This is a genomic window from Leptothrix toolikensis (SeqCode), from assembly GCF_057922285.1.
In genome coordinates this window covers 1-10,724 of sequence record NZ_JBYSVC010000083.1, presented here as the reverse complement: position 1 = coordinate 10,724, position 10,724 = coordinate 1, and the positions used below count along the sequence as shown (strand labels likewise).

12 protein-coding genes and 1 pseudogene are annotated in these 10,724 nt (G+C 59.0%); 7 read left to right on the top strand and 6 right to left on the bottom strand.

All coding sequences use genetic code 11. From position 1 onward, the window contains the following. From AC3VI7_RS10780 to AC3VI7_RS10760, 5 genes and pseudogenes are all read left to right on the top strand, one after another. Positions 1 to 110, top strand: a pseudogene (locus AC3VI7_RS10780) (imidazole glycerol phosphate synthase subunit HisF); the annotation flags it as partial. 204 nt (positions 111 to 314) lie between these two features. Beyond that, complete coding sequence (locus AC3VI7_RS10775; protein WP_489671040.1) at positions 315 to 599, top strand: hypothetical protein; 285 nt, start codon at positions 315 to 317, stop codon at positions 597 to 599. A gap of 233 nt (positions 600 to 832) precedes the next feature. Continuing rightward, positions 833 to 1,018 (top strand): hypothetical protein, encoded by a 186-nt coding sequence (locus AC3VI7_RS10770; RefSeq protein WP_489671041.1) that lies wholly within the window; start codon positions 833 to 835, stop codon positions 1,016 to 1,018. A 274-nt stretch (positions 1,019 to 1,292) separates the two neighbouring features. Continuing rightward, on the top strand, positions 1,293 to 1,940 hold the full coding sequence (locus tag AC3VI7_RS10765) for a dihydrofolate reductase family protein (protein ID WP_489671042.1): 648 nt from the start codon (positions 1,293 to 1,295) through the stop codon (positions 1,938 to 1,940). A 222-nt stretch (positions 1,941 to 2,162) separates the two neighbouring features. Then, entirely contained in the window at positions 2,163 to 2,882 is a 720-nt protein-coding gene (locus tag AC3VI7_RS10760) for a hypothetical protein (RefSeq protein ID WP_489671043.1), read from the top strand. A 20-nt stretch (positions 2,883 to 2,902) separates the two neighbouring features. Here the strand turns inward: AC3VI7_RS10760 and AC3VI7_RS10755 are convergent, their stop codons facing one another. Then, positions 2,903 to 3,847 (bottom strand): class I SAM-dependent methyltransferase, encoded by a 945-nt coding sequence (locus tag AC3VI7_RS10755; RefSeq protein ID WP_489671044.1) that lies wholly within the window; start codon positions 3,845 to 3,847, stop codon positions 2,903 to 2,905. Between the two features lie 39 nt (positions 3,848 to 3,886). Next, on the bottom strand, positions 3,887 to 4,405 hold the full coding sequence (locus tag AC3VI7_RS10750) for a TlpA family protein disulfide reductase (protein ID WP_489671045.1): 519 nt from the start codon (positions 4,403 to 4,405) through the stop codon (positions 3,887 to 3,889). Positions 4,406 to 4,476: 71 nt separating this feature from the next. Between AC3VI7_RS10750 and AC3VI7_RS10745 the strand changes: the two genes are divergently transcribed. Further along, positions 4,477 to 4,884 (top strand): SRPBCC family protein, encoded by a 408-nt coding sequence (locus tag AC3VI7_RS10745; protein ID WP_489671046.1) that lies wholly within the window; start codon positions 4,477 to 4,479, stop codon positions 4,882 to 4,884. A 22-nt stretch (positions 4,885 to 4,906) separates the two neighbouring features. After that, complete coding sequence (locus tag AC3VI7_RS10740) at positions 4,907 to 5,185, top strand: hypothetical protein (protein ID WP_489671047.1); 279 nt, start codon at positions 4,907 to 4,909, stop codon at positions 5,183 to 5,185. Here AC3VI7_RS10740 and AC3VI7_RS10735 read toward each other — a convergent pair. From AC3VI7_RS10735 to AC3VI7_RS10720, 4 genes are all read right to left on the bottom strand, one after another. Next, complete coding sequence (locus AC3VI7_RS10735) at positions 5,161 to 6,369, bottom strand: Fic family protein (RefSeq protein ID WP_489671048.1); 1,209 nt, start codon at positions 6,367 to 6,369, stop codon at positions 5,161 to 5,163. The genes AC3VI7_RS10740 and AC3VI7_RS10735 overlap by 25 nt on opposite strands. A 103-nt stretch (positions 6,370 to 6,472) precedes the next feature. Beyond that, entirely contained in the window at positions 6,473 to 7,216 is a 744-nt protein-coding gene (locus tag AC3VI7_RS10730; protein WP_489671049.1) for a sulfite exporter TauE/SafE family protein, read from the bottom strand. 8 nt (positions 7,217 to 7,224) lie between these two features. Then, positions 7,225 to 9,981 carry a PAS domain S-box protein gene (locus AC3VI7_RS10725; protein WP_489671050.1) on the bottom strand — a complete coding sequence of 919 codons (2,757 nt, stop codon included), beginning with the start codon at positions 9,979 to 9,981 and terminating at the stop codon, positions 7,225 to 7,227. 6 nt (positions 9,982 to 9,987) lie between these two features. Further along, positions 9,988 to 10,724: HD-GYP domain-containing protein (locus tag AC3VI7_RS10720; protein WP_489671513.1), on the bottom strand; the 737-nt coding region annotated here is incomplete at its 5' end.

Genomic DNA, 10,724 nt, shown 5'->3' with positions numbered 1-10,724 from the left:
AAGGCGGTGCCGACGCCGTGCTTGCCGCCAGCATCTTCCACTACGGCCAACACACCGTCGCCGAAGCCAAAGCCCTCATGGCCGCCCGAGGCATCCCGGTTCGCCTCTAAGCCAACCCGCCTCAAAATTGAGGCCACCTACCCGCCCCCGGAAAATCTCTTTCGCAACCCCGCAGAGAGCTCTTTTCCGTGCGCTTTCCATGGTTTACGATGCCACCTCAGGGAGCATCACCAGCGCAATAGACCGCATCGTGCGGGCGGCGGGTGGTGTTTTCGAAATGTAGTGGGCATCACTAAATTAGAAAGGAATATGAAATGGCTGAGTACAAGTTCGATGGCAGAGAACTCCGTGATCGAAGCGGGCACAAAATCGGCATACTTGATGGCAAGTACATACGAGATGACCATGGAAGCAAGGTTGGAGAAATTGAAAACCAATATTTCAGAGATAGCCGAGGGAGTAAGGTGGCTGAATTCGACGGCAGGGATATCCGTGATTCCAGTGGGTCTAAAATTGCAACCATTGATGATGTGAGAAAGGCCATTAATGGCATTGGCGGCGCATCGTTGGTTGGAATGTGGATTTTCTTCGTTCGCTGAAAAACGCGGCCTAACAGGCTGTTGAAATACTGTTTTCCAAGTGTAGGCCGATCATGAATTTCTATCGAAAACCTTATGAACGAGCCAAAATTGGTGATTTTCGACAGAAAATTACCCGAATTCGACCGGCGTCATAGGCGTCAACAGGTTGTCACCAATGGAAATTTTGGTATTTCAACAGCCTGTTAGAGTGTTGTCACCTGACAGACTATTTATCTATCAAGGAGAGAAGCATGAGCCATAAACCAGTTGGAACGGCTACCATCGATCATCAAGTCACAACGATCAGAAAATATGATAACGGTCACTACACTGTTGAGGCCAATGGGGACGTTAAGTACTTTTCAGAATCTCTTGAGGAACTAGAAAAAAAGCTACGCGAAGATGGCATTACTCATTGCGTGTTTGATCGGAACTGAGTGATTAATTGCCTAAGAGCCCATTTGTAAACTCAATTCAAACCCAAGTGAAGAAATCGACTGCCGCCCTACAGTCATCCATCAACCTCCGAAATTACCACTTTTCTAGGCAACTTCTGGATGTTTGAGCCATCTCGCAGGTGACGACTGGACGCATTCACAAGGGCGCAGTGAGTTTCCAAACGGGCTCTCAAATCGGTGCGCTGGTTTCAATGCTGGCACAGAGAACTGAATCGCCCCGGTTTTGTCGTCACTCACACATCAGAAAGTCAGCATGTCCAAGGTTCGCGTAGAGAGTTTCACCCTATCGCTCGACGGTTTTGGTGCTGGCCCGGACCAAGATATCAATCATCCCTTGGGCGTGGGTGGTACTTCGCTTCATGGTTGGGCGATTCCCACTCGGACCTTTCAGCAAAAGCTGTTTGGCAGCGATGGTGGGGAAACGGGTATCGACGATGAGTTTGCCACGCGCGGTTTCCAGAACATCGGCGCATGGATCCTTGGCCGGAATATGTTCGGGCCGGTTCGTGGACCTTGGCCGGACGAGAGTTGGCGGGGTTGGTGGGGCGAGAACCCGGTGTATCACGTCCCCGTCTTCGTGCTCACGAACCACCCACGCCCACCGCTTGTGATGGACGGCGGAACGACTTTTTACTTCGTGACGGAGGGTGCTGCCGTCGCTCTTGAGCGCGCCCGGCGAGCCGCCGCAGGCAAAGATGTTCGCGTGGGTGGCGGTGTCCATGTCATCCAACAATATCTTTGCCAACGTCTGATCGACGAGATGCATATCGCCATATCACCCGTCCTGCTCGGCTCCGGTGAGCGACTCTTCGAAGGTGTGAATCTTCCGGCCTTGGGTTATGCCTGCACCAAGCACGCAGCCACGGCAAGGGCTACCCATTGGGTGCTGTCTCGGCAGTGACCGTGAGGTTTATTTTTAGCTCGATAGGTCGTTATATCGATGAAATTGCGCACGGCGTTTCCATGTCTCGATTCGGTTGAACTACCCAAAATCATGCCACTCGCTCCTCGGTAGATATTTAAATATAATATTGTTTAGAATTATTCTTCATGATACGCAAAAGGCTTTTCAGATAGCTGATGGTACGTGATAATAATCACACACAATCTTTGGAGGTATATCTTGAAGCGTCAAACAACGGCAGTGGTTTCACTGGTGCTCATCGGTAGCATGCTTGGCGGGTGTTCGTCACCCCCGAAAGTACCGCTACAAGCGCAAGCAAAGAAGACGATTCGTACGGTGGCGGTGGTCCAGATTGCTGAGCCTGAAAAGTATCATCTCTATGTAGGCCAACTCCCAGGTGGCGCGGCCTTTTATATGTTGGGTGCTCTTGGTGGCTTGATGCTTGGTGGAATTGAGGCCATGCGGGCTCAGAGTGCCACGTCAGATTTTATGCAATCTATTTCAACCGAACCACCGGCTGTGGGGGCATTATGGAACTATGAGTTGCCACGGGCTGTTGAGAGTCGTGGCTATACCGTCAAGGTGCTTAAATGGGAGAAAAATCTGGATGATCTTGCAGATTTTGACTGCAAGTCGGTTCAAGGTAAATATGATGCATTACTTTTGTCAAACATCAGGGCTGGATATTCTGTTGAAACCATGGTCGAACCTAATATTGTGGTGAATGCGAAATTGTTGGGAAGTGATTGCAAAAGTACGCTGTATTCAGAGAGTTTTGTCTATGCGGCCAAAGCAGCAGGTAATGTGACGCATATCGTCAGAAATGCTGAGTACGCATTCGATAGTAAAAAAGATCTTTTAGCTAATCCGAAGAAATCGAGCAGAGGGCTTCGTTCAGGGACGCGAGACATCGTTCAACGTCTCGCATCTGAGCTGTAAAACAGGGCCCGTTTCGATGGTTATAGCGGGGTAGGGGCACTGCTTTGCCGATACACCATCACCTTGAGCGCTCGCTCGGGGGCGATGTCGGCAAAGGTGGGTGGGTTGGCGAGGCGTTCGACGAAGGTCAGGCTGGGGGCTTCGGTTTGCACGAGGTGGTGCAGAAAGTCGGGGCCGAAGCGTGGGGCGTTGAGGCAGAGCAGGGCGTGGCCGTCGGGGGCGAGCAGGTCGGGCAGGCGGCGGATCAAGCGGGCGTAGTCTTTGTCGGCGACGAAGCTGCCTTTTTGGTAGCTGGGTGGGTCCATGATGACCAAGTCATAGGGCCCGCTGCGGCTGATCTTGCCCCAGGAGTTGAAGATGTCATGCGGCAAAAAGCTGGCCCCATGCTTCAAACCATTCAGATCGTGATTGCGCTTGCCGATGGCCAAAGGCCCGCGCGCCATGTCGAAGTTCAACACCGAACTGGCACCGCCTTGCAGTGCCACCGCCGAGAAGGCGCAGGTGTAGGCAAACAGATTCAGCACTTGGCCGCCCCGATGTTGGTGCGCCCAATCGCGCACCCAGCGCCGGCCCTCGGCCATGTCAAGGAACAAACCGTGGTTCAGGCCGTGTGGCAGATGCACCAAAAAGCGCGTGCCGTTTTCGCTCACCACATGCGGCTCGGGCACCGACCCGGCCATCAGGCGGTTGGTGGCGCGGACCTCGTCGCGTTGCTGAAAGAGCCAGTTCAGGGGCTGATCAGGGGCTGGCGCTATCTGCGCCCAGCGCGCGGCCAGGGCCTCACCCACGCGGGCGAGCTCGTCTTCCGCCATGGGTTGAAAGCTGGTCAGTAACCAAACCGGCGGGTAGAAATCCAAGCTCAGGTGTTCGCAGCCCGGAGATAGGCCCCCTCGGCCATGGAAGAGGCGGCTGGCGTCGGTGGGCAGGGTGGTGATCGCCGCGATGGTGTCGAGCAGAGCTTGCATGGGTGGCGTGTTCTTATCGTTGATGCGTATGGTTGACGCTTATGGTTGATGAAAGGCTTGTTTGATCAGCTGGATGGACGCAGCGCTGTCCCATTCACGCGCGCCTTGAACCTTGGTGACCACCCGGCCTTTGGCATCGACCAGCACGGTGAGCGGAATCCGCGAGGCCCCGAGAAGATTTTCGAGCACCAAGCCAGCGTCGATAAAGTGGCTCAAGGTGGCGTTGGAGGCTGTGAGCCACTTCTTGGCCGCCTCTGGGTCGTCGTCGGTCGAGATGCCGATCACCGTGAAGCCCCGACCGGCATCACTCCAGGTCAGGCGTTCCAGCGAAGCGGCTTCAGCACGGCACGGTCCGCACCAACTGGCCCACACGTTGATGATCAGCGGCCGGCCGACGTAACTCGTGAGCAGGCGTGAGCGGCCATTGAGGCCGGCCATGCGCACATCGGGCAGAACTTGGCCGATGTCGATGGGCTTGGGGTCGCGAGGTGGGGCGGCGTATAGCGCCCCGTGCAAGGCGATCAAGAGACCGCAGGCAAATGGTTTCAAGGCATGCATGGGCTGAAGTATCGGTCCCAATCCGTATCATCTGGGCTTGGGTCAAATCCGAAACACACACGAGTTGCACCATGAAAATCACCGTTAAAACCTTGGTTCATGCCCCGATCGACGTCGTTTGGCGCGCTTGGACGACGCCGGAAGACATCAAGCAATGGAACGCGGCCTCGGACGACTGGCACACCACCGCTGCGGTGGTGGACTTAAGGGTCGGCGGGGGTTTTTCGTCCCGCATGGAGGCCAAAGACGGCAGCATGGGCTTTGACTTTGCCGGGACGTACACCCAAGTGGTGCCGCACGCCTTGCTGGCATGCGCCTTCGGGGATCGGACGATGCAGGTTGAGTTTGTGGCTGGCACCGAGGGCGTCACCGTGCGTGAAACCTTCGACGCCGAAGCAACCCATTCGGTCGAACAACAACGTGCCGGCTGGCAGGCGATCCTTGATCGGTTTGCCCGGCACGTTGAGGGCCAGCGCTGAGGTGAGCGACTACCATTTGCACATGAACTCTTCCCCTGTTGCTCCTGTTCCCCCTTCGTCCAAACATTCACTCTGGCAAACCCGCTGGGATATCGACCAAGTCGGCAACCTAGCGGTCCATGACTCGGGCTTGCGTGTGCAGCTTCAAGACGGTTGCGGCGTCGCTGAAAACGCCGCTGAAGTGATCGAATCCTTGGCCACCAAGCACGGAGCCCACAACGCTCAAGCCATGGTCCAGCGCTTGGTGCGCGAAGGCGCGCAGTTGATCATCGACCCTTACTCGCGCGGTTGGCGGGGTTGAACGACCTCGGATGGCAGGAGTCGCTGACCCAACTCGCCCCCCTTGGTCGAGCCAGCCAGCTCATAAGCCGTGCTGCGCCCGCCTTCGGGCCGGCGATGCAGCAGGCCCAGCGCGAGTAGTTCGGTGATGTCGCGCAAAGCGGTGTCGGCCGAGCATTTGGCGATGGCGGCCCACTTGCGGGTGGTGAGCTTGCCCTCAAAGCCGTCGAGCAGGCGGTTGATCAGCTTGCGCTGGCGCTCATTGAGAGGGAATGTGGCCCAGTGTTGCCAGAAGCGCGCCTTGATCAGCACCTCATCCAAGTTTTGATCCGCGACTTCGATGGCACGTTGCAGCGCGCCCAGAAACCAGAGCAGCCAAGCGCTCACGTCCATCGAACCTTTCTGACTGCGCTCCAAGATGTCGTAATAGGCCTCGCGCTCGCGCTGGATCTGCGCCGACAAGCTGTAGCACCGCAGCGGGCCATCGATCTGGGCCAGCAGCCCATCACCCACCGCTCGGGCGATGCGGCCGTTGCCGTCGTCGAGTGGATGCAAGGTGACAAACCAGAGGTGGGCCAAACCGGCCTTCAGCAAGACAGGATCCGGTGTACTGGTGTCGTTGGCCCAAGCCAGAAAGCGCGCCATCTCAGCGGGTAGCCGCTCGGCCGGTGGGGCTTGGTAGTGAACCCGCTGACGGTGGATGGGGCCGGAGACCACCTGCATCGGCCCTTGGGCGTCGTCACGCCAAGCTCCGACGCGGATGGGGTTCAGGCCGCTGTAGCCGGTGGGGAAGAGTGCTGCGTGCCAGCCAAGCAAGCGCTCGGTACTCAGCGGTGCGTGTCGATGGGTGATGGCGTCGAGCACCATGGCAACCACGCCCTCCACGTGCCGATCCACCGGTGCCAGTGCGCCGATATCCACCCCCAGCCGACGGGCGATGGACGAGCGCACGCTGGCCAAGTCGAGCAAATCACCTTCAATTTCGCTGGTTTTAAGCACGTCTTGCGTCAAGACAGCCAAGCTGGCTTGTTCGCGTAAGCCCATGCCTATGTCGGCCAGCCGTCCCATCAGTCGCCCTTGGGCTTGGCTCACTTGGGTCAGCGGCCCGACCAGCGCCGCCAAGTCATAGCGCCACACCGGCCAGTCGGCGTTTTGCCAGATGTAGAGGCTGGTGGAGAGGGGGTCGAGATCGGCGGCGGCATGCATGCGGCGATTATTGATCTATTCACCGCATATTCTGCGGTGATAGAAAGACGGTGAACGGGTTGAGCTGGCCGCGCTACTGGGCTGGGGCTGGGGCTGGGTGTCCTCACCCCCGCCCGAAGAACACCCCCGCCATCACCATCCCGGTGATGATCACCACGCTGCGCACCACGGTGGCGGGGAGTTGCCGGGCGACGCGGGCCCCGGCGAGGCCGCCGGCGGTGGCGGCCAGCATCATCACCAGCGCTTGGGGCCACTGGATGGCACCGGCCCAAGCGAAGGCCAGCATCGAGAGCAGCGACAGCACCAGCGAGTTAAGGTTTTTGAGTGCGTTGGCGGTGTGCAGATCACGCTCGCCGCTCAGGGTGTAGAGCGCCATCAGCAAGATGCCCAGCCCGCCGTTGAAGTAACCGCCGTAAATGGCGACGGCCAGTAAACCCAACTGCCGCGCCATGGGATGATGAGCAGCGTGGGGTGGTCTGCCGGCAAGCAGTCGGGGGGCCAAGGCAAAAAGCGCGGTGGCGAACAGCAGCAACCATGGCACCACGGCGGCAAACAGTTTGGCGGGCGTCACCAGCAGCAGCCCGGACCCCAGCAGGCCCCCCAAGGCGCAGATCAGCCCTTCTTGCACCAAGAGCCTGCGCGGTAGCCGCGCCAATTCCGCTCGAAAACCCAGCGCACTGCCCAGATACCCCGGGCTCACTGCCACCGCACTGGTCGCATTGGCCGCAATCGGTGCCATGCCGGTGAAGACCAGCGCCGGAAAGGTCAGAAAACTACCGCCCCCAGCAATGGCATTGAGCCCACCAGCAGCAAAGGCGGCGGCGAGGAGAAGCAGCAAACCATCCACAGGCGGGATTACTTGGCTTGCTTAGCCGCTGGCACGCCGCTTTTGAGCTTGGTCAGCAGCAGCAAGGCGGCGCGGTGGTCGAAGGCTTCGATCAGGCGCAGGAGTTCATCGGCATCGACGCCGAAGGCGCGGCGCAAGGTGGTGGTGGCTGAGCGGATCAAGCGGTTGGCGCGGATGTCGCCTTCGGTGAGCAGTTGTTCAAGTTCGAGCAAAACGACTTGAATTCGGGCCCAGTCGTGGGGTGATGGCGCAGAGGGTGTGGTGGGCGCGGCAGCGGGTGGCAGGGCAGCGGTTTCTCGGTCCTTGGGCAAGGCATGCACCGCTTGGGTCAACGCAGTCTGGGCGATTTCGAAAGCCGCCACTTTGGCCAGCAGATCCGCCGTCGGAGCTTGCTCACGGATGGCGTGGTTCAAATCGGTGGTGAGTTGGTACAGCTGCGTCAATGCCAAGGTGCCGGTGGCCCCTTTGAGGCTATGCGCGACCCGTTCGGCGCTGTGCAAGTTGCCCTCAGCCAAGTAGCCCCGCAGTCGGCCACTGTCGCCAGCGTGGTGATCGACGTACAGGCGCAGCAAGGCGGCATAACGCTCGGGTTTGCCCCGCGTGACCTTGAGCCCAGCGGTCACATCCAGACCCGGCAGGGTGGTGAGTTGTTCGCGTAAGAGGTCCATATCACTGAGGTCGGTGGTCGTGGCACGGGGCGAACTGTGTTTCTGTGCTGGTTGCAGCCAGGTATCGAGCGCTTGAAACAACGCTTTGGGCTCGACAGGTTTGGCCACATGGTCGTTCATGCCGGCATCCAAGCAGCGCTGGCGATCTTCGCCAAAGGCGTTGGCGGTCATGGCCAAGATCGGCAGATGGACGCCGTGGGGCAGAGTGCGGATCTGGCGCGTGGCTTCCAAGCCATCCATCACCGGCATTTGCATATCCATAAAGATCAGGTCGTAGCGCTCGCGCTTGACGTGTTCGACCGCGATGGCTCCATTCTCGGCCAGATCGACCGACAGGCCCACGCTGCGCAGCAGCTCCATGGCGACCTCTTGGTTGATGAGGTTGTCCTCGCAGAGCAAGACCTTGTAGCCCTGAAAGCGGCGCTCGGCGTGGATCTCGGCCGGATCGCGCTGGGTGCTGCTTGGGGTGTGACGCAAGGGCAGGGGTGCGTAGAGTGTCAACGCATGGGCTCGGCCCAGTCGGGCGGTGAACCAAAAGGTGCTGCCCATGCCGAGCTGGCTGGTCGCACCGGCCTGACCATGCATCAGCTCGGCCAAACGGCGGGTGATCGTCAGCCCCAAGCCCGTGCCACCGTGGCGGCGGGTGGTGCGGCGGTCCACTTGTTCGAAGGGTTGAAACAAGCGGCTCAAGTCCTCGGGGCTGATGCCGATGCCGGTGTCTTGGACCTCAAAACGCAACAGCACATGGCTGTCTGCGCTTTCGACGCAGCCCACCCGCAGGGTGATATGCCCGCGTTCGGTGAACTTGACGGCATTGCCCATGTAGTTGAGCAAAGCTTGGGTGAGGCGTGTGGCATCGCCGCGCAGGGGCGGCAAACCCGATTCAACCTCGGTGAGCAAGGTTAATTTTTTGAAATTGGCCTTGTCCCGCACCCAACCGATGGCGTCACGCAAGATGTGATTCAGATCCATATCGGTTTCGCTGAGCTCGAACTTGCCCGCTTCGATCTTGGAGATGTCGAGCACGTCGTTGATCACGGCCATCAAGTGCAAGGCCGAATCGCTGATCTTGCGCAGCTTGTCTTGGTGGTCGGGATCGGTGGTGCTGCGCTGGAGCAGATGCGTCAGCCCGACGATGGCGTTCATGGGCGTGCGGATCTCGTGGCTCATGTTGGCCAAGAAAGAGCTTTTGGCTTGGTTGGCGGCCTCGGCTTGGGCGTTGGCATCGACCAACTCGCGGGTGCGTTGGCTCACCAGCTTTTCAAGGTGATGGCGGTATTGCTCCAACTCGCTGGCGAGTTGCTTGCGCCGGGTGATGTCTTCTTTGACCGCCACGTAGTGCGTGATGTGGCCATCGGGCTGGCGAATTGGGGCGATGTGCGCAATCTCGAAGTAGAGTTCGCCGTTTTTTTTTCGATTGCTGAACTCGCCTCGCCAAACCTCGCCCCGTACCAAAGTGGCCCACATGTCGTTATGGGTCTCTTTAGCGGTTTGACCGGACTGGAGGATGCGCGGATTTTGGCCCAAGGCTTCTTCCCGGCTGTAGCCGGTGATATCGACAAAAGCTTGGTTGACGTACTCGATGCTGGGCTGGAGGTTGGTCACAACGATGCTGCTCGGGCTTTGCTCGACCGCCAAAGACAGTTGGCGCAGTTGCTCGTCGTTGCGGCGTTGTTCGGTGATGTCGAAGGTGATGCCGGCACTACGCAGCGCCTTGCCTTGCTCGTCGCGCAGCATGACTTTGCCCCGCACGGCAATCCAGCGCCATTGACCATCGTGACCCATCACGCGGTAGTCGGTGGCAAAGCCGGGCGTTGCACCGTGCAACGCTTGGTTGAAATGATCCAAGGTCGTGTCCCGGTCGTCCGGGTGGATGCTGCTGACCCAATCGGCAAAACTGGCTTGGGAGCCCTCGGTGGGGCTGTAGCCCAGCAAGCTGCGCAAAGTCTGGCTGCGGTGCATCCGGTCGAGCTGGTGGTCGTAGCTCCAAGTGCCTACCCCGACCGAGCCCAACATGTCCTCAATGTGGCTTTCAAATTGGAGGCTGATGTCATTGAGGATGACACCTGGGGGCAGGGCGTTGGAGGTGGGGTCCATGACGGCTCAGCAGCGCAGGTTCATCTCGTTTTCAGGGTCCGCATAGCGTGTGGCGATGGCCGAAAAGTCGTTGAACAGCGTGGCAAAGGCATCGACGATATCGGGGTCAAAGTGCGCCCCGCGCTGCGCCAAGATGATGTCACGCGCTTTCTCAAAGGCCATCGGTTCCTTGTAGACCCGGCGGGAGATCAGCGCATCGAACACATCGGCCAAGGCCATGAGTCGTGCCGGGATGGGAATCGCATCCCCGGCCAGACCATCGGGATAGCCCCGACCATCCCAGCGTTCGTGGTGCCAGTGGGCGATCTGTTTGGCCATCAGCAAAAACTCCATCGGCTGCTCGCTGTCGCGCTCGGCCATTTCGATGGCTTCGGCCCCCAGTTGCGCATGGGTTTTCATGATCAGCCACTCCGAAGGGGTGAGCGGGCCGGGTTTTTGCAGGATGTAGTCCGGAATGCCCACCTTGCCGATGTCATGCAAAGGCGCTGACTTGGCCAAGCGTTCGATGTTCTTGGGCGTCAGCAACCAAGCAAAACGCGGATGGTTGGCCAGATGCAGGGCCAACGTGCGCACATAGGCTTGGGTGCGGCGGATGTGGTTGCCGGTGTCGGAGTCCCGCGTTTCGGCAAGCCGAGCCAAGGCGTGGATGCTGACGTCTTGGATGCGCCGGTTTTCATCCATGCGCGCCGCCACCTCGGCTTCGAGCAAGGCGTTTTTGTTGTGCAGCCAGTCGCGCGCTTCTT

Excerpts from the sequence above, each read along its gene's own strand:
- AC3VI7_RS10770 (WP_489671041.1), top strand. The coding sequence starts at position 833 with ATGAGCCATAAACCAGTTGGAACGGCTACCATCGATCATCAAGTCACA.
- AC3VI7_RS10775 (WP_489671040.1), top strand. The coding sequence starts at position 315 with ATGGCTGAGTACAAGTTCGATGGCAGAGAACTCCGTGATCGAAGCGGG.
- AC3VI7_RS10740 (WP_489671047.1), top strand. The coding sequence starts at position 4,907 with ATGAACTCTTCCCCTGTTGCTCCTGTTCCCCCTTCGTCCAAACATTCA.
- AC3VI7_RS10750 (WP_489671045.1), bottom strand. The coding sequence starts at position 4,405 with ATGCATGCCTTGAAACCATTTGCCTGCGGTCTCTTGATCGCCTTGCAC.
- AC3VI7_RS10765 (WP_489671042.1), top strand. The coding sequence starts at position 1,293 with ATGTCCAAGGTTCGCGTAGAGAGTTTCACCCTATCGCTCGACGGTTTT.
- AC3VI7_RS10755 (WP_489671044.1), bottom strand. The coding sequence starts at position 3,847 with ATGCAAGCTCTGCTCGACACCATCGCGGCGATCACCACCCTGCCCACC.
- AC3VI7_RS10745 (WP_489671046.1), top strand. The coding sequence starts at position 4,477 with ATGAAAATCACCGTTAAAACCTTGGTTCATGCCCCGATCGACGTCGTT.
- AC3VI7_RS10725 (WP_489671050.1), bottom strand. The coding sequence starts at position 9,981 with ATGGACCCCACCTCCAACGCCCTGCCCCCAGGTGTCATCCTCAATGAC.
- AC3VI7_RS10735 (WP_489671048.1), bottom strand. The coding sequence starts at position 6,369 with ATGCATGCCGCCGCCGATCTCGACCCCCTCTCCACCAGCCTCTACATC.